The organism is Pseudomonas sp. B14-6 (genome assembly GCF_013260315.1).
Classification (GTDB): Bacteria; Pseudomonadota; Gammaproteobacteria; order Pseudomonadales; family Pseudomonadaceae; genus Aquipseudomonas; species Aquipseudomonas mandelii.
Map to the genome: position 1 here is coordinate 2,336,512 of NZ_CP053929.1, position 24,298 is coordinate 2,360,809.

General features: G+C 60.5%; 15 protein-coding genes, 1 other RNA gene and 2 pseudogenes. 6 read left to right on the plus strand and 12 right to left on the minus strand.

The features are described 5' to 3' along the window. Positions 1-109 precede the first annotated feature (109 nt). Both fnr and HP062_RS10630 read left to right on the plus strand, forming a co-directional pair. Positions 110-843: pseudogene (fnr, locus tag HP062_RS10625) on the plus strand (fumarate/nitrate reduction transcriptional regulator Fnr). A gap of 79 nt (positions 844-922) precedes the next feature. Then, positions 923-1,471, plus strand: a complete 549-nt coding sequence (locus HP062_RS10630; RefSeq protein ID WP_010456433.1) for an adenine phosphoribosyltransferase — start codon at positions 923-925, stop codon at positions 1,469-1,471. Between the two features lie 119 nt (positions 1,472-1,590). Here the strand turns inward: HP062_RS10630 and HP062_RS10635 are convergent, their stop codons facing one another. The 5 genes from HP062_RS10635 to dnaX all read right to left on the minus strand — a co-directional run bounded on the left by HP062_RS10635 (position 1,591) and on the right by dnaX (position 7,315). Continuing rightward, on the minus strand, positions 1,591-2,739 hold the full coding sequence (locus HP062_RS10635) for an acyl-CoA dehydrogenase family protein (protein ID WP_172791390.1): 1,149 nt from the start codon (positions 2,737-2,739) through the stop codon (positions 1,591-1,593). Positions 2,740-2,860: 121 nt separating this feature from the next. After that, positions 2,861-3,463, minus strand: coding sequence for a recombination mediator RecR (gene recR, locus HP062_RS10640; protein WP_010456436.1), 603 nt, complete (start codon positions 3,461-3,463; stop codon positions 2,861-2,863). A gap of 65 nt (positions 3,464-3,528) precedes the next feature. Continuing rightward, positions 3,529-4,563 (minus strand): NADP-dependent oxidoreductase, encoded by a 1,035-nt coding sequence (locus tag HP062_RS10645; RefSeq protein ID WP_010456439.1) that lies wholly within the window; start codon positions 4,561-4,563, stop codon positions 3,529-3,531. Between the two features lie 255 nt (positions 4,564-4,818). After that, positions 4,819-5,157, minus strand: a complete 339-nt coding sequence (locus HP062_RS10650) for a YbaB/EbfC family nucleoid-associated protein (RefSeq protein ID WP_007933349.1) — start codon at positions 5,155-5,157, stop codon at positions 4,819-4,821. A 67-nt stretch (positions 5,158-5,224) separates the two neighbouring features. Then, complete coding sequence (gene dnaX, locus HP062_RS10655; RefSeq protein ID WP_172791391.1) at positions 5,225-7,315, minus strand: DNA polymerase III subunit gamma/tau; 2,091 nt, start codon at positions 7,313-7,315, stop codon at positions 5,225-5,227. Positions 7,316-7,459: 144 nt separating this feature from the next. Here dnaX and HP062_RS10660 point away from each other — a divergent pair, with 144 nt between their 5' ends. After that, positions 7,460-8,209 carry an ABC transporter substrate-binding protein gene (locus tag HP062_RS10660; RefSeq protein WP_083376171.1) on the plus strand — a complete coding sequence of 250 codons (750 nt, stop codon included), beginning with the start codon at positions 7,460-7,462 and terminating at the stop codon, positions 8,207-8,209. Between the two features lie 141 nt (positions 8,210-8,350). On the opposite strand, the gene HP062_RS10665 is transcribed toward HP062_RS10660, so the two are convergent. Beyond that, the gene (locus tag HP062_RS10665; protein ID WP_172791392.1) at positions 8,351-10,051 is read right to left on the minus strand and encodes a bifunctional diguanylate cyclase/phosphodiesterase; all 1,701 of its coding nucleotides are present in this window, start codon (positions 10,049-10,051) and stop codon (positions 8,351-8,353) included. A 303-nt stretch (positions 10,052-10,354) separates the two neighbouring features. On the opposite strand from HP062_RS10665, the gene HP062_RS10670 reads away from it, so the two are divergent. Beyond that, a complete protein-coding gene (locus tag HP062_RS10670; protein WP_010456454.1) occupies positions 10,355-10,669 on the plus strand; it encodes a helix-turn-helix domain-containing protein in 315 nt (104 codons plus the stop codon). A gap of 182 nt (positions 10,670-10,851) precedes the next feature. Here the strand turns inward: HP062_RS10670 and ffs are convergent. The 6 genes and pseudogenes from ffs to HP062_RS10700 all read right to left on the minus strand — a co-directional run bounded on the left by ffs (position 10,852) and on the right by HP062_RS10700 (position 20,179). Continuing rightward, positions 10,852-10,948, minus strand: an RNA gene (gene ffs / locus HP062_RS10675) — signal recognition particle sRNA small type. 184 nt (positions 10,949-11,132) lie between these two features. Beyond that, positions 11,133-12,299: a putative zinc-binding metallopeptidase gene (locus tag HP062_RS10680; RefSeq protein WP_172791393.1), complete on the minus strand. Its 1,167-nt coding sequence runs from the start codon at positions 12,297-12,299 to the stop codon at positions 11,133-11,135. 168 nt (positions 12,300-12,467) lie between these two features. After that, positions 12,468-14,824: pseudogene (gene ligA, locus HP062_RS10685) on the minus strand (NAD-dependent DNA ligase LigA). Between the two features lie 91 nt (positions 14,825-14,915). Continuing rightward, the gene (gene zipA / locus HP062_RS10690) at positions 14,916-15,770 is read right to left on the minus strand and encodes a cell division protein ZipA (RefSeq protein WP_010456461.1); all 855 of its coding nucleotides are present in this window, start codon (positions 15,768-15,770) and stop codon (positions 14,916-14,918) included. A 258-nt stretch (positions 15,771-16,028) separates the two neighbouring features. Further along, entirely contained in the window at positions 16,029-19,517 is a 3,489-nt protein-coding gene (gene smc, locus HP062_RS10695) for a chromosome segregation protein SMC (protein WP_172791394.1), read from the minus strand. A 2-nt stretch (positions 19,518-19,519) separates the two neighbouring features. Continuing rightward, positions 19,520-20,179 carry a GntR family transcriptional regulator gene (locus tag HP062_RS10700; protein ID WP_010456464.1) on the minus strand — a complete coding sequence of 220 codons (660 nt, stop codon included), beginning with the start codon at positions 20,177-20,179 and terminating at the stop codon, positions 19,520-19,522. Positions 20,180-20,445: 266 nt separating this feature from the next. On the opposite strand from HP062_RS10700, the gene xdhA reads away from it, so the two are divergent. Together xdhA and xdhB are read left to right on the plus strand one after the other, a co-directional pair. After that, positions 20,446-21,900, plus strand: coding sequence for a xanthine dehydrogenase small subunit (xdhA, locus tag HP062_RS10705; RefSeq protein WP_010456467.1), 1,455 nt, complete (start codon positions 20,446-20,448; stop codon positions 21,898-21,900). After that, entirely contained in the window at positions 21,893-24,292 is a 2,400-nt protein-coding gene (xdhB, locus tag HP062_RS10710; RefSeq protein WP_077748204.1) for a xanthine dehydrogenase molybdopterin binding subunit, read from the plus strand. Before xdhA ends, xdhB begins: the two co-directional genes overlap by 8 nt. Positions 24,293-24,298: the final 6 nt, after the last annotated feature.

Genomic DNA, 24,298 nt, shown 5'->3' on the forward strand with positions numbered 1-24,298 from the left:
TAACAAAATGCTGGCTTTATGACCCTGCGGCAAAATCGCCGCGTGCCTGAATGTCCTCCCGTGAGTTACCCTTACGGCTTATGTGTGTTTTCCCACAAGGATTGAAGAAATGTCCGAGCCAGTAAAACTGCGCGCTAACGGCCAGGCCCATTGCAAGGATTGCAGCCTGGCCCCCTCTGCTTGCCACTTTCTCTGAATCTGGAAGACATGGAAGCGTTGGACGAGATCGTCAAACGGGGTCGCCCGTTGAAAAAAGGCGAGTTCCTGTTCCGCCAAGGCGATACTTTCGATTCCGTTTATGCAGTGCGCTCCGGCGCCCTCAAGACCTTCAGCCTCAGCGATGGCGGTGAAGAACAGCTCACCGGCTTCCACTTGCCGAGCGAACTGGTTGGCCTGTCGGGCATGGACACTGAAAAGCATCCGGTTTCGGCGCAAGCCCTGGAAACCACGTCGGTGTGCGAAATCCCCTTCGAACGCCTCGACGAACTGGCCCTGCAACTGCCACAACTGCGCCGTCAGTTGATGCGGGTGATGAGCCGCGAGATTCGCGACGATCAGCAAATGATGTTGCTGCTGTCGAAAAAAACCGCCGACGAGCGCATCGCCACGTTCCTGGTCAACCTCTCGGCACGTTTCCGCGCCCGGGGCTTCTCGGCCAACCAATTCCGCCTGAGCATGTCGCGTAACGAAATCGGCAATTACCTGGGCCTGGCGGTGGAAACCGTGTCCCGGGTGTTCACACGCTTCCAGCAAAACGAACTGATCGCCGCCGAGGGCAAGGAAATCCACATCCTCGACCCGATCCAGCTCTGCGCCCTGGCCGGTGGCTCGCTCGAAGGCTGACGGACATAATTGCGGCTGAGCGAAACGGTTCAGCCGCCGTTATACTGCGACGTTTGCAGCCTGCCAGGACACCTCGACGATGCTCATCGAATCCTTCGACATCAAATCCCTGATCCGCCCCGTGATCGACTTCCCCAAGCCGGGCGTGATCTTTCGTGACATCACCCCGTTGTTCCAGTCGCCTACGGCCCTGCGCCTGGTGATGGACAGCTTTGCCCACCGTTATGTCGAGGCGGACTTCACGCACATCGGTGCGATGGATGCGCGCGGCTTCCTGATCGGCTCGGTCCTGGCCTATCAGCTGAACAAGCCGTTGGTGCTGTTCCGCAAGCAAGGCAAACTGCCGGCCGACGTGTTGGCCGAAGGTTATGCGACCGAATACGGCGAAGCCTTTCTCGAAGTGCACGCCGACAGCTTGTGCGAAGGCGACTCGGTGGTGATGTTTGATGATTTGATCGCCACCGGCGGTACGCTGATTGCGGCGGCGAACCTGATTCGGCGCATGGGCGCGCGGATTCATGAAGCGGCGGCAATCATTGATCTGCCGGAGCTGGGTGGGTCGCAGCGGCTGGAAGAGCAGGGAATTGCGACGTTTTGCCTGACGCAGTTTGCGTTGAGCGAGAAGTAAGGCGGCGCCTTCACTGACGCCTTCGCGAGCAGGCTCGCTCCCACATTGGATTTGCGGCGTTCACAAGTCCCCTGTGGGAGCGAGCCTGCTCGCGATGGCGTCAGCCGCTACATCGCCGATTAAAGCCCCATCTGCTTGCTGATGATCTCGTTCATCACTTCCCGCGTCCCGCCGCCGATCGACAGAATCCGGTTATCCCGATACAGCCGCTCCACCAGGCTCTCGCGCATATACCCCAAACCGCCCAAAATCTGCACCGCATCCGTGGTAATCCGGTCTGCCGTGTCGGTCGCGAAGTTCTTGGCCATGGAAATCTCCTTGATCACGCTCTGCCCCGCGGCCATCTTCGCCGCCTGACGGTAAGTGAACTCGCGCGACACCTCCAACGCCGTGGCCATTTCCGCAAGGCGATGCTTGAGTACCTGGAACTTGCCGATGGGTTTGCCAAAGGCTTCGCGCTGACGCGCCCATTTCAGGCTTTCCTCCAGCGCCAGCTGCGCCGTCATGTTGGCCATCAGCGCCAAGGCAAGGCGTTCGCTCTGGAAGTTGCCCATGATGCAGGCGAAGCCCATGTTCTCGGCGCCAATCAGATTTCCCACAGGCACCCGGCAATCATCGAAGAACAATTCGGCCGTGTCCGACGCCCACCAGCCCATCTTCTTCAACTGCCGGCCGACGGCGAAACCGGGTGTACCTTTTTCGATCAGCAGCAGACTGATGCCAGCAAAACCCGGCTCACCGGTGCGCACCGCAACGGTGTAGAAATCCGCGCGCACACCACTGGTGATAAAGGTCTTGCTGCCGCTGACCCGGTAAAAGTCGCCGTCACGCACAGCGCGGGTTTGCAGGTTGGCCACATCGGAGCCGCCGCTGGGCTCGGTGACCGCCAGCGCGCTGATCTTCTCGCCGGCCAGCACTTGCGGCACCACACGATCACGAATTTCGGGGCGGGCCCACTTGAGAATCGGCGGCAGTCCGATGTCCAGCGAACCGAGGCCGGCCACCAGACCGCCGGAGCCACAACGCATCAACTCTTCGCTGGCCGCGACCTTGGCAAACAGATCGCCTTCGTGACTGCCGCCCAGGGAGTCGGGATAGCCGATCCCGAGGATGCCCGCCGCACCGGCCTTGAGATAGAGTTCGCGGGGAAAGCTCTCCGCTTCTTCCCACTGATCAATGTCGGGAAGGATCTCGCGCTCGACGAAACGTCTGACGCTGTCGCGGACCAATTGGTGGCTGGGATCGAAGTATTCCTGAAAGGCAGGCATCGGCGAACTCCACTGAAGGTTCAGCGAAGTTAACCGAGCGCTTGCTTGGTTTTCAACAGGATTGTTGTGAATCTGATGGACCGAGGCGCTTGGCTTGCTGTCGATGGCGTCGATTCAAACACTACAAAGCGATCGGCTTACGCCCGGCAAACGAATGCGCCAACGTCCCGCCATCCACCAGTTCCAGCTCACCCCCCAACGGCACGCCGTGGGCAATACGCGAAGCGACCAGGCCTTTGTTACTCAACAACTGCGCGATGTAATGCGCCGTCGCCTCACCTTCCACGGTCGGGTTGGTGGCCAGGATGACTTCAGTAAAGGAGCCCGCCTCTTCAATCCGCGCCAACAGCTGCGGAATGCCAATGGCCTCCGGCCCCAGGCCGTCGAGCGGCGAGAGATGGCCCTTGAGCACAAAGTAGCGACCCCGGAACCCGGTCTGCTCCACGGCGTAGACGTCCATCGGACCCTCCACCACGCAGAGCAAGGTGTCGTCCCGGCGCGTATCGGCACATTGCGGGCACAGGTCGTCTTCGGTCAGCGTGCGGCATAACCGGCAATGGCCCACCCCTTCCATGGCCTGGCTCAGTGCCGACGCCAGTCGCGAACCCCCGCTGCGATCACGCTCAAGCAGTTGCAGCGCCATGCGCTGAGCGGTTTTCTGACCGACACCTGGCAAAATTCGCAGGGCATCGATCAGTTGGCGAATCAAAGGGCTGAAGCTCATGGGGAAACGTCCGACAAAACAACGAGACGCGGTTTATACCCGCGCCTCTGATTAGCGTCAATTATTCAGTCCTGGGCGACGCGCACCACCAGTTTGCCGAAGTTGCGGCCTTCCAGCAGACCGATGAAGGCCTCCGGCGCGTTCTCAAGGCCATCAACCACGTCTTCGCGGAACTTGACCTTGCCATCGCGCACCCACGGCGCCATGGCACTGACGAACTCCGGCTGGCGATCACCGTAGTCGTCGAACACGATAAAGCCCTGAATGCGCACGCGCTTGGTCAGCAAGGTGCGCTGCAATTGCGGCAGGCGATCCGGGCCGGTCGGCGCTTCGTGGGCGTTGTAGGAAGCGATGAGGCCGCACAGTGGAATCCGCGCCTTGGCATTGAGCAACGGCACCACCGCGTCGAACACCTTGCCACCGACGTTCTCGTAGTAAATATCGATACCCTCGGGGCACGCCTGGGCCAGTTCATCGGCGAAGTTCGGGCTCTTGTGGTCAACGCAAGCGTCGAACCCCAATTCCTCCACCACGTAGCGGCATTTTTCCGCACCGCCCGCCACGCCCACGACGCGCAGGCCTTTGATCTTCGCCACCTGGCCGACCACCGAACCCACCGCGCCCGAGGCAGCCGCGACCACCAGGGTTTCGCCGGCCTTGGGCTGACCGATGTCCATCAGACCCATGTACGCGGTCATGCCCGGCATGCCCAGCACTCCCAGGGCCATGGACGGGGACGGCAAACCGCTTGGCACCGGAATGATGTTGCGACCGTCGCTGATGCTGTGGCTCTGCCAGCCGGTGGCGCCCACCACCAGATCGCCTTCGTGGAATTTCGGATTCAGCGAGCGCTCGACGCGGCTGACAGCGCCTCCGGTCATCACCTCGCCGATTTCCACCGGTGCGGCGTAGGAAGGCGCGTCACTCATGCGGCCGCGCATGTAGGGGTCCAGCGAGAGGAATTGAGTCTTGAGCAGGACCTGGCCTTCGGCAAGCTCCGGCAGTGCTTCCCGTTCCAGGCGGAAATTCTCCGGTGTCGGCGCGCCTACAGGGCGGGACGCCAGGACGATACGTTGGTTGAGGGTCAATGCGTCTGGCATGTGAGCGTCTCCTGTGATCGATGAATTTCGGCGGTATAGGGAGCAGACCGTTGTGGAGGTGTGGCGTTCGATGTTTCGTCCGTTGGACCGAGGTGACTTCTTCGCGGCACCTACAAGGTCAGCGATGCTTCTGTAGGAGCGAGGCTTGCCCGCGAAGGCTGCCTCACAGGCACCGCGTTTCCAACGGGCAGAAACAAAAATGCCAGGCGCGATGCCTGGCATTTTTTTGTAGCTCATCCGACGCGCTTTGGCGAATCAGAACGGCAGTTTCATACCCGGTGGCAGTTGCATGCCAGCGGTCATGCTGCCCATTTTATCCTGGCTGTTGGCTTCGATCTTGCGCACGGCGTCGTTGACGGCGGCGGCGAACACGGCTTCGAGCATCTCTTTGTCGTCTTCGCTCAGGCCTTCAACCAGGCTCGGGTCGATGGTCACGCGCTTGACGTCGTGACGACCGGTCATCACCACGGTGACCATATCGCCGCCGGCTTTACCGGTGACTTCAGCGTTGGCCAGTTCTTCCTGCATCTTGGCCATTTTTTCCTGCATCTGCTGTGCCTGCTTCATCAGGCCGGCCATGCCACCTTTCATCATGGGAATCACCTCAAAAGTACTTGGATTTAAACAGCGCCCGGCCCTTGGGGCCAAACGCCTTCAGTTATTAGCCCTGACTGACCAGGGCTTCGACAGGTTCAATAGTATCGTTGCGAACCACCGCACCGAACTGCTGCATCATTTGCTGGATGAACGGATCACCGTGAATCGACTCCTCGGCCTCGCGCTGACGATTCGCACGACGACGGGAAGCGGCCTGGGCCGGGGTTTCCTGCTCCGGCTTGATCAGTTCCATGCTCAGGGTCAGCGTGCGCCCGTGAAACTGGTTCAACGCATCGTTGAGACGCCGTTGCTGGGTGGCGTTGAACAAGGCGCTGTGGGCCGGGTCCAGATGCATCAGCCAGTGGTCACCATCGACGGCGATCAGCGTGCAGTTGGCGGCGATGCTGCCGGTCATGCCAGAGATCGGCAGTTTCGGGAACAGCTCCAGCCATTGCAGGGCCAGGCCGGTGGCGGGCATGGCGGCCGGCTCAGGCTCGGGTTCCGGTGCTGGCTCGGCAGCATGTTCACTGGCCAGTTCATCGAGGTAGCTGTAGGCCGAATCCATGTCCGGCTCGATGTAGTCTTCGTCCAGCGGCGGCTCGTCATCCAGGTCCACGCCCGGGGTGGCGGCATCGACGTCGGCCACCGACGGTTCCGGGATCGGCGCTGCGGCCCACTCCGGCGCGTCCGGCACCACGCTGTCCGGCGTCGGCAACGGCATGGGCGGCAGATCAGGTTGTTCGCTGGCGGTTTCCAGGACCGGCTCGACGGCGGGTTGCTGGACGGGTTCCGGCTCGACCGGGTCATTCCACGGCAAGTCGACCGCCGCCTCGACCGCGACCGGCTCAACCACAGGCTCGGCCACCACAACGGGCGCCACCGGCTCAGGCGCTGGGGCAGGAATCGCCGCCGCGACGGGCTCAGGCGCTGGCGCAACGGGCGCAACGGGTGCAACTGCCGCAGCGACTATCGGTGCCACCACCGGCGCGGCAGCCACTGAATTTGCGGAATCAACTGTGGCCTGGCTGATCCCCACTGGCTTTAGCGGTTGCCTCGGGGCGTCCGCGGTGTCCGCCGGTCGGAACGCGAGCATTCGCAGCAGGACCATTTCGAAGCCACCACGAGGGTCCGGCGCCAGCGGCAAGTCGCGGCGGCCGATCAGACCCATCTGGTAATAGAACTGCACATCTTCGGCCGGCAAGGCCTGGGCCAGTGCCAGCACCCGATCGCGGTCGCCATGACCGTTGTCGACGCCTTCAGGCAATGCCTGGGCGATGGCGACACGGTGCAGAACGTTGAGAATTTCCGAGAGCACGCCATTCCAGTCCGGGCCTTGTTCCGCCAGATGGCGGACACCTTCGAGCAAGGCCTTGGCGTCGCCTTCGATCAGCGCATGCAGAACGTCATAGACCTGACCATGATCGAGCGTGCCCAGCATCGCCCGCACGTCGGCAGCCATGACCTTGCCTTCACCGAAGGCGATGGCCTGGTCGGTCAGACTCATGGCGTCACGCATCGAGCCGTCGGCGGCGCGGCCCAGCAGCCACAGTGCGTCGTCTTCGAACGGCACGTTCTCGACGCCCAGGACGTGGGTCAAATGCTCGACCACACGCTCCGGGGTCATGTTCTTGAGAGAGAACTGCAGGCACCGCGACAGAATGGTTGCAGGAAGTTTCTGCGGGTCGGTCGTCGCCAGGATGAACTTGACGTAGGGCGGCGGCTCTTCAAGGGTTTTCAACAGCGCATTGAAGGAATGGCTGGAGAGCATGTGCACTTCGTCGATCAGGTAGACCTTGAAGCGGCCACGGCTCGGCGCGTATTGCACGTTATCGAGCAACTCGCGGGTGTCCTCGACCTTGGTCCGGCTCGCGGCGTCGATCTCGATCAGGTCGACAAAGCGGCCCTCATCGATTTCGCGGCACACCGAACACTCGCCGCACGGCGTCGAAGTGATACCTGTTTCACAGTTCAGGCATTTGGCGATGATCCGTGCGATGGTGGTCTTGCCGACCCCGCGCGTACCGGTGAACAGGTAGGCGTGGTGCAGCCGCTGGCTGTCCAAGGCATTGATCAGAGCCTTGAGCACATGGGTCTGGCCGACCATTTCGCGGAACGAGCGCGGACGCCATTTACGTGCAAGAACCTGATAACTCATCGAAAACCGTCGCAACGAAGGAACAGAAGCGGCTAATGCTAGCGGAGCAAGGCCAAAATTGCATCCGGTGCGCTCGTCTAATCTGGCTAAGATGCACTTTGGGGGGCTTTTATCGGCTCAGGTTTGCGACGTACCGGAGCGTTTATGCGTTTTGCCTTGGGGGCACTGCTGTGGATAAGTCTGAGCGTCGCCGCCGCCGAAGCGCCGCTGCGTTTTGTGGTGCCCGACAGTTGGGCGATGCCGATGGTGCAACTGGAACGCGGGCAAGTGACCCAGGGCATCCTGTATGACGTGATGCTCAGCCTGGCGACCCAGGTCGGCTTGCCGGCCGAATTTCATGTGTTGCCCCGGGCGCGGGTGCAAAGCGCCATGGAACACGGCGAGGTCGATATCCGCTGCTATGCCGCGCAGTCCTGGCTGCCGAATCAGTCCGGCGACTACCTCTGGAGCATTCCCCTCTGGTTTCAGCGCGACATGCTGATCAGCCGGCAGGATCCGCAGCCTTTGGTGGTGCCTGCGAACTTGTCGCGGCAAGCCATCGGTACCGTGCTCGGCTACTCCTACCCCACCTTGCAACCGCTGTTCAATGCCGACCGTTTGCACCGCGAAGACGCGCGCAACCAGGAACAAGTGCTGGAAAAACTCCACGCCGGGCGCTATCGCTATGCCGTGAGCAATCAATGGACACTGGACTGGTTCAATCAGCGCCTGTTACCCGACAAGCAACTCAAAGGCGTGGCGGTTCTGGAAGAACAGAGCGTCGGCTGCTACGTGCGCAATGACCCCAAGGTGCCGGTGCAACGCATACTGCGCACGTTGCTGCGGATGAAAATGTCGGGGGAGATTGATGACATTATCCGGCTTTATATCGGTTCGGGGCCTGGCACACTTTAAGCAAATCCTCTGATCAACACGAACCCTCTGGGAGCGAGCCTGCTCGCGATAGCGGTTTGCCATTCAACACTGATGGCGACTGACAGATTGCTATCGCGAGCAGGCTCGCTCCCACAGTGGATCAGTGTCGATTACAGAACTTCAGCCAACCTGATCCAGCGCTTGCCATTGCGGCGGCGCGACGAACCCCGCGACCCAACCCGGCACGTCGGCGGGGGGCATTGGCCGGGCGATGAAATAGCCTTGGGCCACTTCACACCCCAGTCGCAACAGCAACTCACCGTGCTCGATACTTTGCAGTCCTTCAGCAATCACCTGCCGGCCAAACGCCCGGGCCAGACCGATCACCGCCGTGGCCAGCGCCAGGTCATCGCGATCGTCCAGAATGTCACGCACAAACGACTTATCGATCTTGATGGTTTGGGTGCGCAATCGCTTGAGGTAGCTCAGCGACGAATAGCCAGTGCCGAAGTCGCCCAGTGAAAACTGCACCCCCAGCGCCTGACAGGCCTGCAAACAGTCGCTGACGTGCTGGATATTCTCGACCGCCACCGACTCGACGATTTCCAGGTCGAGCATCTGCGGCGCAATGTCGGCATGCCGGGCGAGGACGAGCCTGAGCCGGTCGACGAAATCCGCGCGCTGAAAATGCCGTGCCGCGATATTAATGCTGATCGGCCAGCCCTGCCCCGCCTGCTGCCAGTGGTGCAACTGCGTCAGCACCTGATCCATCACCCATTCACCGATGTCGACGATCAGGTCCGTCTCTTCCACAAACGGCAAAAACTCCCGGGCCGGCACCATGCCGTTTTGCGGGTGCTCCCAGCGCAACAGCGCCTCGAAGCCGACCACCACGCCAAGGCGCATGTTGACCTTGGGCTGGAAATGCAGACGCAACTCATCGGCGGCCAGCGCTTGGCGCACGCGTTCGACCGTCTGGTGAGTGGCCTTGACCTCCTGATCCCTGGACACGTCGAACAGATGGAATCGGTTGCGCCCGCGCTGCTTGGCCACGTACATGGCTTGATCGGCGTGACGCAGCAGGGTTTCGGCATCTTCATGGTCGAGTGGGAACAGCGTAACGCCGATGCTGGCGAACACATTGATGTCCTTGCCGTGCAAGGTATACGGCGCCGAAATCGCCCCCAGCACTCGGTTCAGCGCCGCGCGCAACTCCGGCAGATCCCGCACGTAACGCAACACCAGCACGAACTCGTCGCCGGCCAACCGCGCCACGACATCTTCGCCGCGCACGATGTGGCGCAAACGCTTGGCCACTTCAACCAATAATTGATCGCCACTGGCGTGACCGTAGCCGTCGTTGACCGCCTTGAACCCGTCAAGGTCGAGCATGCACACGGCGAGCGGGATGTTTTCCTTTCGGGAGAACTCCAGCGCCTGATCCAGCAGATCCGAGAGGAACGCGCGATTGGGCAGCCCGGTCAGCACGTCGTGCCCGACCCGCCATTGCAGGGAATGCAACAACTGGCGTTTTTCGCTGATATCGAAACGAATCGACAGGTATCGGTCGACCCGTCCGGTGTCGTCATTGAGCACGGGCACCATGGTGCTTTCGACCCAGTACAGGCTGCCATCCTTGGCGCGATTGCAGATTTCGCCCTTCCAGACGTTGCCCAGCGCGATGGTGCGCCACATACCGGCGAAGAAATCAGCGGTGTGCACGCCGGAGTTGAGGAGACGGTGGTTCTGCCCGAGCAACTCGTCGCGGCTATAACCGGACACGGCGCAGAACTGATCATTGACGTGGGTGATCCGGCCGCTCAGGTCCGTCTCGGAAAAAATGGCGGCGGCATCCACGGCCCTGCGGTATTTCTCATCCATGAATCAGGCTCGCTGTCGCTAGCGGTGGGACTGCGCAAACACGTGTTCACTCCATGACCCGCATTTGATGACCGCGCAGAACCGAAGATCGGCTAGTCTCAAAAACCTCGTGCAAGGCCGGCAAAGGAGCGCAATGCTGGCGGTTTGGCGTTGCCCATTTTCTGGAAACAGATCACCAATCACCCCTTATTGGCGGCGATTCTACGAAACGCATCACATTTTGCAAAGCAAGGTGATGGATCATGCGGTTGTCTAATGCGAAAATCTATCGTTAAGTTCTTGATTCTAAATGGGAATTGAGCGATGCAAATTTCAAGTTTGGGTCCGGCCATCCGACGCTACCGCAAGGTCGCGGGGCTTACTCAGGCTGAACTCGGCGAAAAAACCGGTTTTGACCCCAAAACCATCAGCCGCTTTGAAACCGGAACCTATACCCCCAGCGTCGAAGCCTTGTTCTTGCTTGCCGACGTGCTGGACGTAAAGCTGAAAGCCTTTTTCGCCGATATGGGTGATGAAGATGAACAGCGGGCGTATCTGTTCGGTGTCATCCATAAAGCCACCCCGAAGGATCTGGGAAAGCTGATCGCAGCGGTTGACCAGGCCTTGTCCAAGCCTTAGTGGCGGAAATGAAAAAGGAGGCCGACGTGTCTGATACGACACATCGGCCTCCTTTTTTATAGTCATTCTAAAAATCAGGAACGACAAAAAACCGCCTGGATCAAGGGCCATGGCAGCAACACACACTAAGTATTTTCAGACAGAAAACGCGAGAGAGGGCTCGCGGTGCGTTATGGAGGCAACCCCACCAGCCACACCCCGGCACACAATGTTCCCGCTGTGGCTGCTTCCTTCCGGATCTGACCAGGTTCACGGGTAATCGTTGCGGGGGGACCGATGGGGTCACCATAACGACGCTCACCTGACGGCGAGCCGCGCCATTGTACCTATCTGGTACGAAGTTACAACCGTTCGGGGGGATTAAAAAATATGTGCTGGTTCAAGGACATGCAAAGTCTGCAGAACACCGTAGTCATGTAGCAGCTGCCGAGCTTGCGAGGCTGCTGCAAGTGAATGCAGGCGGCTACAATTCTTGCAACACCTCATCCGCCCTGCCGCCCTCCTGCTGGATCACCAGATGGATGAAGTGCAATTTGGCGATGACCGCTGGTGGCAGGACGAACGGATAGAAATCCGGCTGACCCATGCTGCGCGACAGTTCATTGAGCATGCCGGCCAGTTCGATCCATGCGTTGACGAACGACAGGAATGCCGCGCCGCCGGGATGCTGTGGATCGTAGAGCGTGTCGAGCGGGAATGGCTGGTAGTCGAAATCCATCTCGCGCGCGCTCATGCCAAACCCCAGCGCCGTGTCCACCGCGTCCATCATGTGCAGGTAATGCGCCCAGGTTTCCGCCCAGTCTTCCCATGGATGCATGGTGGCGTAGGCGCTGACACAGTGCTGCTGCCAGTCGAGCGGTGCGCCTTGCTGATAATGGCGTTCGAGAGCGTCGGCGTAGCTGAGACGCTCGTCGCCAAACAGGTTGCGGAACGGTTCCAGCCAATGACTGTTGGCGATCAGCCGGTCCCAGTAGTAATGCCCGACTTCATGACGAAAATGCCCGAGCAGCGTGCGATAAGGCTCGTGCATTTGCACCCGGACCTTTTCGCGGTGGGCGTCATCGGCTTCCTTGATATCGAGGGTGATCAGGCCATTGGCATGCCCCGTGGTCGGCGGTTTGCCTTCCAGGTCGACACCGATGAAATCGAAGGCGAGACCGGTCTGTTCGTCGACGCTTTTGGGAATCACCTGCAATCCCAGGCTGATCAACTGCGCGACCAGACGCCGCTTGGCGGTTTCGACCTGACGCCAGCGTTCGTGGTTTTCGGCAATTGAGAGGTCAGGGATGGTGCGATTCAGGCTACAGGCGATGCACAGCGCATCATGGTCATTGGCGGCCAGCAGCCAATTACACGCAGCCGGGGAATCGAGGTTGGCGCAGCGCCGGAACAGGCCGGCTTCGGGGTCGGCGTCAAGCAACCAGGTATCCGCCAGCACACCCGGCTGCAGCGAGGACAGGCGACTCTGCTCCGGCTGATAGCCCAAGGCTGCCGAACAGGCCAGGCACTGGCTGTTGCGAAAGAAAAGCGACTGCCCGCAGCGGCACTGCCAGACCTTGCTGTTGCGCGAACTTCCACCCATGAAGGGCGCGGCGATGCGTGAGCTGAGCTGTTCGAAGAAGCGGTACATGGCGATCTCTCCCTGGGGCTTGCCAAGACTAGATCATTCCCCAGCGAGGATCGTTCCGTTTTCTGTGGCGAGGGAGCTTGCTCCCGCTGGGCTGCGAAGCGGTCCCCGAAGTCTTGGCGACTGCTGCGCAGTCGAACGGGAGCAAGCTCCCTCGCCACAGGTTGAGTGTCAGATCGGTATACCGTGTTTTTTCAGGAAATCGACAAACGCCTCTTCATCGAGCACTTTCAGTCCCAATTCATTGGCCTTGGTCAACTTCGAACCGGCACCCGGCCCGGCCACCACGCAATGGGTCTTGGCCGACACAGAACCGGCCACCTTGGCCCGAGGCTTTCGAGTTTGTCTTTGGCAATATCACGGCTCATCAATTCCAGCGAACCGGTCAGCACCCAGGTCTGCCCAGCCAGCGGCAGGCCTTCGACGACTTTTTTCTCGCTCTGCCAATGCATGCCGAAATCACGCAACTGCTGTTCAGCCGCCTCAGCTATCTGACGGTTTTCAGCAACCGCGAAAAACGCTCGAACCGAATTCGCCTGCTTCTCCGGCAAGGCCTGGCGCATGTCCAGCCAATCAGCGCTCATGACCGATTCCAGCGAACCAAACTTGTCCGCCAGCTTCTGCGCCCCGCCCGGCCCGACCGACGGAATGTTCAGCTTGTCGAGGAAACCGCCCAGCGTCGTGCTGGCAGCAAATTCGGCCCCCAACTCGCCCTGATCCTGAATCTGCAGGCCGTGCGCGAGCAACTTCGCAATAACCTGCTGGTTATGCGCATCTTCAAAGAAGCTGTGAATCTCGTGAGCCACTTCCAGGCCGACATCCGGCAAGTACGTGAGCACTTGCGGCAACGCCTGCTGAACCCGCTCCAGCGAGCCGAGAGAGCGCGCCAGGACCTTGGCCGTCTCTTCGCCGACGTCAGGAATACCGAGGGCATAGATGAACCGTGCCAGGCTCGGTGTCTTGCTGTCCTTGATCGCGGCGAGCAGTTTATTGCTCGACAGCTCGGCAAAGCCTTCGAGATCGACAATGTCCTCGAACTTCAAGGCATACAGATCGGCGGGAGAACTCACCAGCCCCTCATCGACCAATTGCTCAACGCTCTTGTCGCCCAGGCCTTCAATGTCCATCGCACGACGGGAGACGAAGTGAATGATCGCCTGCTTGAGTTGCGCACCGCAGGCCAGACGACCGACACAGCGGTAAACCGCCCCTTCGCTGACGGTCTCGCGACCCTTGCTGCGCTTGACCAGCTGCGTGCGCTCGACATGCGAGCCGCACACCGGGCACTGCTGCGGAATCTGTACCGGACGCGCGTCGTCCGGGCGGCGATCCATGATCACTTGCACCACTTGCGGAATCACGTCGCCCGCGCGGCGGATGATCACGGTGTCGCCGATCATCAGGCCCAGGCGAGCCACTTCGTCCATGTTGTGCAACGTCGCATTGGCCACGGTGACACCGGCGACCTTGACCGGCCTCAAGCGCGCCACGGGCGTAACGGCACCGGTGCGGCCGACCTGGAATTCGACGTCGAGCAGTTCGGTGAGCTCTTCCATGGCCGGGAATTTGTGGGCAATTGCCCAACGCGGTTCGCGCGCGCGAAAACCGAGCTCACGCTGGGACGCGATGCTGTTGACCTTGAACACCACGCCATCGATTTCATAGGCCAGGCCGTTGCGGCGCTCACCGATGTCGCGGTAGTAATCCAGGCATTCATCAATGCCGTGCGCCAGTTTCAGCTCGCGACTGATCGGCAGGCCCCAGGTCTGCAGCTGCTTGAGATTACCGATGTGCGTATCGGCGATATCCGCCGAAATCTGGCCGATACCGTAGCAGCAGAACTCCAGCGGACGGTTGGCGGTGATCTTCGAATCCAGCTGCCGCAAGCTGCCCGCCGCCGCGTTGCGCGGGTTGGCGAAGGTCTTGCCGCCGACCTCCAGCTGCGTGGCGTTCAGGCGCTCGAAACCGGCCTTGGACATGAACACTTCGCCGCGCACTTCCAGGGTCGCCGGCCAGCCGGTTCCCTGTAGCTTCAGCGGGATGTTGCGCACGGTGCGCACGTTGACGCTGATGTCTTCGCCGGTGGTGCCGTCGCCGCGCGTCGCACCGCGCACCAACATACCATCCTGATAAAGCAGGCTGACCGCCAGGCCATCGAGCTTGGGTTCGCAGCTGTATTCCACCGCCGCGCCGCCGCCAAACAGGTCGCCGGCCGGCAAGTCGAGACCTTCCGTTACCCGGCGATCGAACTCGCGCATGTCGCTTTCTTCGAAGGCGTTGCCGAGGCTGAGCATCGGCACTTCGTGGCGTACCTGGGTGAACGCCGACAGCGCCGCGCTGCCGACGCGCTGGGTCGGCGAGTCGCTGGTGACCAGCTCGGGATGGGCGGCTTCAAGGGCCTTGAGTTCATGGAACAAACGATCGTATTCGACGTCCGGAACGCTTGGCTCGTCTAGTACGTGGTAACGGTAGTTGTGCTGATCCAGCTCAGCGCGCAGCTCGAGAATGCGGGTTTTGGCGGCGGTCATGGGTGTTCTCTCATAAAGCAAAAGAGCAGCCGAGGCTGCTCAATCTATTTTGCTGATCGTCCCGCGCACGGCGCGGGGACAACCTTTTGAATCAACGCTTCTGGGTCAGGGCGCGACGTTCGAATTCGACGATGCGCTGACGGTAATGCTCGATCGTCTGGGCGGTCAGCACGCTGCGCTGGTCGTCTTTCAGTTCGCCGTTCAGCTCCTGGGACAATTTGCGCGCCGCGGCCACCATCACGTCGAAGGCTTGCTTCGGATGACGCGGGCCTGGCAGGCCGAGGAAGAAGCTCACCGCCGGCGTGCTGAAGTGGTCGATGTCGTCCAGATCGAAGACGCCCGGCTTGACCGCATTGGCCATGGAGAACAACACCTCACCGTTGCCGGCCATGCTCTCGTGACGGTGGAAAATATCCATTTCGCCGAAACGCAGACCGCTCTCCAGTATGTTCTGCAACAACGCCGGGCCCTTGAAGCCGGCAGCGTCACGGCAGATCACGCTGATCACAAGCACTTCTTCGGCTTGCGGTTGTTCCTTGTCGCTGACCGACGGCGAGGACTTGGTGTCATCCGGGAAGTCGTCGTCACGGCTGCTGAAGCTCGGGCCGCCGTCCAGGTCCAGGCTGAGGTTCATGTCGCCCTGGGAAGGCTCGCCATGGCCACGCTTGCCGCGCTTGGAACCCGATTCACGCGGTTCACGGGCAGGCATGCTCACCGACGGCAGATCATGCTCGTCCAGTTGCGGTTCCTTATGCGTGTCCAGCACGCGGGGCGGGCCCAACAGCTCGGCGCTGGTGTCCTCGTCCGGCAGGTTGGACAAACTTCGGTCAAGACGGAATTTCAGTTTTCCCTTGCCGCCGCGCATGCGACGCCAGCCATCGAAAAGAATACCGGCAATGACAATAATGCCGATGACGATCAGCCACTCGCGCAGACCGATTTCCATGTAATCCCGTGCCTCTATAAAAAATGCTGAAAAATAAGGGGTTTACAACTCGTAAACCGCTTTAAAACGTGGCGCCAACTCTATGTTCTGACAGGCGTTTTGCCCACGTATACGAAAAATTGACATTAAACTAGCACGACCAAAGGCAACTTTACACCGTCTGTCACAATGGCTCGCGCGAATATGTCGATTGGCCAGCAAGTCAAGACAGGTAAAAAAGTCCTACAGACCAAAAATACTTGCCCTACAAGCACCGGCTCAGGCCTCCACCATCGCCATCGCCTCCTCGACATCCACTGCCACCAGACGCGAACAACCCGGTTCGTGCATCGTTACCCCCATTAGTTGATCGGCCATTTCCATGGCGATCTTGTTGTGGGTGATGTAGATGAACTGAACCGTCTGCGACATCTCTTTGACCAACCGTGCGTAGCGTCCAACGTTCGCGTCGTCCAGCGGCGCGTCAACTTCATCGAGCATGCAGAACGGTGCCGGATTCAACTTGAAGATCGCAAAAACCAGGGCCAATGCGGTCAGGGCTTTTTCGCCACCGGAGAGCAAATGGATGGTGCTGTTCTTCTTTCCTGGCGGCTGCGCCATGATCGTTACCCCTGTATCGAGTAGATCTTCGCCCGTCAGTTCCAAATACGCGCGCCCTCCACCGAAAACTTTTGGGAAAAGGGCCTGTAATCCGCCATTGATCTGATCAAAGGTATCTTTGAAGCGGTTTCGGGTTTCCTTGTCGATCTTGCGAATCACGTTCTCAAGCGTATCCAGCGCTTCCACCAGATCGTCGTTCTGCGCATCCAGATAACGTTTACGCTCGGATTGTTGCTGGTATTCGTCGATGGCCGCCAGGTTGATCGCACCGAGGCGCTGAATGCGCGCGGCAATGCGTTCGAGTTCTTCTTCAGCGTCTTTCTCGCTGGCCTCGGCGGTCAGCGTGGCGAGCACGCCATGCAGGTCGTAGCCATCCTCAAGCAACTGATCTTCGAGGGTCTTGCGTCGCACGGTCAGGGCTTGCCATTCCATGCGCTGGGTTTCCATCTGACCACGGATCAACTGCGATTGCTGCTCGGCCTGGTTGCGTCGTTTTTCCGCATCACGCAATTCACGGTCAGCGTCTTCCAGAGCGATCTGAGCCGACTTCATTTCTTCGTCGACCGTCATGCGCTTATCGAGCAACTCTTCGAGTTTCAGGCGCAGCTCTTCCAGCGGTGCCTCGCCCTCCTCCAGATTGAGGCTCAGCTGTTCGCGTTTCTCGGTCAGGCGCTCGGACTGCATCTCCAGGCGTTCCAGCGCCTGACGCGTCGAGTCATGTTGCGCCTTGAGCGAGCCGAGGCGTACCGCCAACTGATGGGCGTGATCCTTGTGTTGCCGGGCTTCCTGACGCACGCGATCGAGTCGCTCGCGCAGGCTGTCGCGCTGGGCCAGCAGCAACTCGCGCTGCTCGGTGTCCAGCGCCATGGCGTCGAGGGCATCCTGCAATTGCAGGCGCGCTTCGCCGATGTTTTCGTGCTCCAGCGCCCGCTGCTCAGCCAGCTCGGTGAGTTCTTCATCAAGGCGGGTTCGACGCAACGTCAGCTGCTCAACCTTGGCCTTGCCGGCCGACAACTGAGCTTTCAATTCGCCTTGCTGACGCGCTTCGTCTTGCAGCAAACGGCGCAAATGTTCGCGACCGTTTTCCTGCTGGCGCTGCTGCGCCCTGAGCGTCTGAAGTTGGGTTTCCAGGGTTTCGACCGTGGCCTCGCGCTCTTCGCGCTCGATGCTCAGACGCTGGATTTCCTGCCCACGGGCGAGCACGCCGCTTTCCGCTTCGCTGGCCCGGCGAACACGTAGAAAGTGTCGGCCAACCCAATAGCCGTCGCGACTGATCAAGCTCTGGCCGACACTCAGCTGACTGCGCAGGGCCAACGCTTGCTCAAGATTCTCAACCGGTTTGACCTGCCCCAGCCAGGGCGACAGATCGATCTGCGCTTCAACCTTGTCAAGCAGGCTGCCCGGTACGCGCACGCCATCAATGGCCGGGCTGAGCAAACGCAAATCGCCTTGGGCAAAACCGGCCAGATCGAAATCGCCGAAGTCGTCCACCAGCACCGCCTGGAGGTCGGCACCGAGCACGGTTTCCACCGCCAGCTCCCAACCCGCCTCGACTTTCAGTCCTTCGGCTAGACGCGGGCGGTCCGCCAGGTGCTGTTCGCGCAGCCATTGCGCGGTGCCGGTGCCCGGATCGAGCGCGGCTTGCTGCAAGGCTTCAAGGGACGCAAGGCGACCGTTGAGGCGCTGCAAATCACCCTGAGCCTGCTGCTGATTTTGCAGCGCTAATTGCAATTCCTGACGCAGTTGCTCAAGGCGTTCGACCTGAGCCTCTTCGCTGGCCTGTAAATCTTCAAGCGTCGCTTCGCTCGCGGCCAGTTGCTCACTGAGCTCCATGATCGCCGCATCTTCCGGGTCCGCCGAGAGCAACGCGCGCTCTTCGCCAAGTCGCTTCTGGCGATCGGCCAGACGCTCCATGCTGGTTTCGAGTTGCTGAATGCGTGACTGCTGGACCTCGGACTGGCGACGCGGCTCGGCGGCCGTGAGGTTGAAGGTGTCCCACTGCTCCTGCCAGCCGTGCATGGTGGTTTCGGATTCTTCCAGCGCAGCGGCGGCTTCTTCGGCGGCGGCGCTGGTGACTTCCTGCTCCGGCGTGAGCATGTCCAGCTCTTCACCGAGGGTCAGCAGCAAGGTGCGGTCGTGGCCGAGGTGAGATTCGGTTTCCAGTCGCGCACGCTCGGCTTCTTTAAGATCATCCTGCAACTGCCGCAAACGCTGCTGACCGTGCTGGATGCTCTGCTCGACCCGGGCGATGTCGCCGCCGACCGAATAGAAGCGTCCCTGCACCAGATTGAAGCGCTCGGACAGATCATGGTGCCCGTCACGCAAGCGCTCGATGGCCGCATCGGCGTTGCGCTGTTCAGCGACCAACGCTTCGAACGTGACTTCCTGATTGCCAATGACTGCTTCGCGCTGCCCGACCTGTTCGTTCAAAGCCTGCCAGCGCAGGGCCGACAGCTGGGCCTTGAGCTGACGCTCCTCGCCTTTGTATTCCTGATACTTCTTGGCGGCCTCGGCCTGGCGATGCAAACGCTCAAGCTGACGCTCGAGTTCTTCACGCAAATCGGTCAGGCGGGCCAGGTTTTCATGGGTGCGACGGATACGGTTTTCGGTCTCGCGCCGACGCTCCTTGTACTTGGAGATGCCCGCCGCTTCTTCGATGAAGTTGCGCAGGTCTTCGGGCTTGGACTCGATCAGCTTGGAGATCATCCCCTGCTCGATGATCGAATAGCTGCGAGGGCCCAGGCCTGTGCCCAGAAAGATGTCGGTGATATCGCGACGACGGCATTTGGTGCCGTTGAGGTAGTAGGTGGTCTGGCTGTCGCGGGTCACTTTGCGGCGAATGGAAATTTCCGCATAGGCGGCGTATTCGCCAAGCAGCGTGCCGTCGGAGTTATCGAACACCAGCTCGATACTCGCCTGACTCACGGGCTTACGGCTGGTCGAACCGTTGAAGATGACGTCGGTCATCGACTCGCCACGGAGGTTCTTCGCCGAACTTTCGCCCATCACCCAGCGAACGGCGTCGATGATGTTCGACTTGCCGCAGCCATTGGGCCCTACCACGGCCGCCATGTTGCTGGGGAAGTTCACGGTGGTCGGGTCGACGAAGGATTTGAACCCGGCCAGTTTTATGCACTTGAGCCGCACGCTTAAGCGTCCGTCAGGGCAGAAACCACCAGATCGCAACTGCGCTGGGCATAGGCCGTCAGCACTTCGCGGATCAGCGGAAAGTCACGGGCCAGCACGGCGGCCAGCAAACGTTCGAACAACTCCAGGAACTCGCTCATCGACGCCTTGCGCTGGTCCAGGGCGAGGAAATATGCACGGCTCATCGCCGGTTGCAGGTTCTCGACGGTTTCCTGCAAGTACGGATTGTTGGCAAACGGGTACGCGGCGCGCATCACATTGAAGCTGTCGTCGACGAAGGTGCGGATGTCCTGACGCTCATAGCTGGCGGCGAGGCGCTGCTGGATCTGCACGAACGGCGCCATGTCAGACTGGACCTGCCAGCCTTTGGCCACGGCGTTGCCGAGCAAGATGTACAGCTCGCTCATCAGCGTGCACAGGCTCTGCACCTTGTGTGCGGTGAGTTCGGTAACGTGGGCACCGCGGCGCGGCAGGATCGCGATCAGGTGGCGGCGCTCGAGGATCAGCAAGGCTTCGCGGACCGAACCGCGGCTGACATTGAGGGCCAGCGTGACCTTCTGTTCCTGGATGCGCTCCCCGGGCTTCATTTCGCCACGAATGATGCGTTCGGCGAGGTGGTGAGCAATTTGCTCGGCGAGGCTGTCCGGCGCCTTGAACGTCATGGTTGTCCTTCAAACTCTTCGATCTGCACAAGCGGCGCAGTGTAGCGCACATGAAGGGTCATGGCGGAGTGCCCACTCAGCGGTTTTTGGCACGAATCAAGCAAAAAGCAGGCTAACCCGCGAGGGTCAATAATGAAGGAACGAGTCGTTGATCGACAAAATGGCGTTTCCTGACCTTTAAGTCAGAAAATCATTGACCGCAAAGTCAGACCTGATAAATTCGGTCCAAGTCGGTTAACAACAATAATGAGTCTGCGAGGCCTTCCGTGATCCAGTTTTTACTTAACCAGGAACTCCGTAGCGAGCACGCCCTGGACCCAAACCTGACCGTGCTCAATTATCTGCGCGACCATGTGGGCAAACCCGGCACCAAAGAAGGCTGCGCCAGCGGTGACTGCGGCGCCTGTACCGTGGTGGTCGGCGAGCTGCAAACGGATGACGATGGCCGCGAATACATTCGCTATCGCAGCCTCAACTCGTGCCTGACGTTCGTGTCGTCATTGCACGGTAAACAACTGATCAGCGTCGAAGACCTCAAGCACCAGGGCGAGCTGCACAGCGTGCAGAAAGCCATGGTCGAGTGCCACGGCTCGCAATGCGGCTTCTGCACCCCGGGCTTCGTGATGTCGCTGTTCGCGCTGCAAAAGAACAGCGATCAGCCCGACGCCCACAAGGCCCACGAAGCGCTGGCCGGCAACCTCTGCCGCTGCACCGGCTATCGGCCGATTCTGGCCGCCGCCGAACAATCCTGCTGCGGCAAGCAAGCGGATCAGTTCGATGCACGCGAAGCCGATACCATCGCCCGCCTTAAAGCCATCGCCCCTACCGACATCGGCGAACTCAACAGTGGCGACAAGCGCTGCCTGGTGCCGCTGACCGTGGCCGATCTGGCTGACCTCTACGATGCTTATCCACAGGCCCGGCTGCTGGCCGGCGGTACGGATCTGGCATTGGAAGTCACCCAATTCCATCGCACGTTGCCGGTGATGATCTACGTCGGCAACGTCGCCGAAATGAAGCGCATCGAGCGCTTCGATGATCGTCTGGAAATCGGCGCCGCCACCGCCCTCTCCGATTGCTACGAAGCCTTGAAAGCCGAATACCCGGACTTCGGCGAATTGCTGCAACGCTTCGCCTCCTTGCAGATCCGCAACCAGGGCACCCTCGGCGGCAACATCGGCAACGCCTCGCCGATTGGAGACTCGCCACCGCTGCTGATTGCCTTGGGCGCGCAGATCGTTTTGTGCAAAGGCGAAACCCGTCGCACCCTGGCGCTGGAGGATTACTTCATCGATTACCGCGTCACCGCGCGTCAGGAAAGCGAGTTCATCGAGAAGATCATCGTGCCGCGTGCCAGCGCCGAACAATTGTTCCGCGCCTACAAAGTGTCGAAACGTCTGGACGATGATATTTCCGCCGTTTGCGCCGCGTTCAACCTGCGCATCGACAACGGCGTGATCGCCGACGCCCGCGTGGCGTTCGGCGGCATGGCCGCGATTCCGAAACGTGCGAATAACTGCGAAACCGTGTTGCTCGGCGCGCCGTTCAATCACGCCACCGTCGAACGCGCCTGCGCCGCACTGGCCGAAGATTTCACGCCGCTCTCGGACTTCCGCGCCAGCAAGGAATATCGCCTGCTCAGCGCGCAGAACCTGCTGCGCAAATACTTCATCGAACTGCAAACACCGCACATCGAGACTCGGGTGACCGCTTATGTCTAACCATCACGCCGTAGAGAAGACCCAGGCCGAACTGGCTGAACTGTTCGCCAAGGACCTGACCACCGGTGTCGGCCGCAGCGTCAAGCACGACAGCGCCGCCAAACATGTGTCCGGGGAAGCGCAGTACATCGACGACCGTCTGGAATTTCCGAACCAGCTGCACGTTTACGCACGCCTCTCGGACCGCGCCCACGCGAAAATCATCAGCATCGACACCAAGCCCTGCTACGCCTTCGAAGGCGTGCGCATCGCCATCACCCACAAAGATGTGCCAGGCCTGAAAGACATCGGCCCATTGCTGCCGGGCGATCCATTGCTGGCCATCGACGATGTGCAATTCGTCGGTCAACCCGTACTGGCCGTTGCCGCAAAAGACCTGGAAACCGCACGCAAAGCCGCCATGGCGGCGATCATCGAATACGAAGATCTCGAGCCGGTGCTGGACGTGGTCGAAGCCCTGCGCAAACGCCACTTTGTGCTCGACAGCCACACCCATCAGCGCGGCGATTCGGCCGGCGCATTGGCGACTGCCGAACACCGCATTCAAGGCACGCTGCACATAGGCGGCCAGGAACACTTCTACCTCGAAACCCAGATCTCGTCGGTGATGCCGACCGAAGACGGCGGGATGATCGTCTACTGCTCGACCCAGAACCCCACCGAAGTGCAGAAACTGGTGGCTGAAGTGCTGGACGTGTCGATGAACAAAATCGTCGTCGACATGCGCCGCATGGGCGGTGGTTTCGGCGGCAAGGAAACCCAGGCTGCGAGCCCGGCGTGCCTGTGCGCAGTCATCGCCCACCTCACCGGCCAGCCGACCAAGATGCGCCTGCCGCGGGTCGAAGACATGTTGATGACCGGCAAGCGTCACCCGTTCTACGTCGAGTACGACGTCGGCTTCGACAGCACCGGTCGCCTGCACGGCATCGCCCTGGAACTGGCCGGCAACTGCGGTTGCTCGCCGGACCTCTCGGCGTCGATTGTCGACCGCGCGATGTTCCATGCCGACAACTCGTACTACTTGGGCGATGCGACCATCAACGGTCACCGCTGCAAGACCAACACCGCGTCGAACACCGCATACCGTGGCTTCGGTGGCCCGCAAGGCATGGTCGCCATCGAAGAAGTGATGGACGCGATTGCCCGCCATCTGGGCCTCGATCCGCTGGCGGTGCGCAAGGCCAACTACTACGGCAAGACTGAGCGCAACGTCACCCATTACTACCAGACCGTCGAGCACAACATGCTCGAGGAAATGACCGCCGAACTGGAAGAAAGCAGCCAGTACGCCGAACGCCGCGAAGCGATTCGTCGCTACAACGCCAACAGCCCGATCCTGAAAAAAGGCCTGGCGCTGACCCCGGTGAAATTCGGCATTTCCTTCACCGCCAGCTTCCTCAACCAGGCCGGTGCGCTGATCCACGTCTACACCGATGGCAGCATCCACCTGAACCATGGCGGCACGGAAATGGGCCAGGGTTTGAACACCAAGGTGGCGCAAGTCGTAGCCGAAGTGTTCCAGGTGGAAATGGACCGCGTGCAGATCACCGCGACCAACACCGACAAGGTGCCGAACACCTCGCCGACCGCTGCCTCCAGCGGTGCCGACCTCAACGGTAAAGCCGCACAGAACGCCGCGGAAATCATCAAGAAACGCCTGATCGAATTTGCCGCCCGGCAGTACAAGGTCAGCGAAGAAGACGTGGAGTTCCACAACGGTCACGTGCGGGTTCGTGATCACATCCTGACCTTCGAAGCGCTGATCCAGCAGGCGTATTTCGCCCAGGTGTCGCTGTCGAGCACCGGCTTCTACAAGACCCCGAAAATCTTCTACGACCGCAGTCAGGCCCGTGGTCGACCGTTCTATTACTACGCCTTCGGTGCAGCCTGTTGCGAGGTGATCATCGACACCCTGACCGGCGAGTACAAAATGCTGCGCACCGACATCCTCCACGACGTCGGCGACTCGCTGAACCCGGCCATCGACATCGGCCAGGTCGAGGGCGGTTTCATCCAGGGCATGGGCTGGCTGACCATGGAAGAACTGGTGTGGAACAACAAAGGCAAACTGATGACCAACGGCCCGGCCAGCTACAAGATCCCGGCCGTGGCGGACATGCCGCTGGACCTTCGGGTGAAGCTGGTGGAAAACCGCAAGAACCCGGAAGACACGGTGTTCCATTCCAAGGCTGTGGGTGAGCCGCCGTTCATGTTGGGTATCGCATCGTGGTGTGCGATCAAGGACGCCGTGGCCAGTCTGGGCGACTACAAGCATCAACCGAAAATCGACGCGCCGGCGACTCCGGAGCGGGTGTTGTGGGGCTGTGAACAGATGCGGCAGTTGAAGGCGGCGAAGGCCGTCGAGGCAGAGCCGGCGTTGGCTTCGCTCTAGACCGAG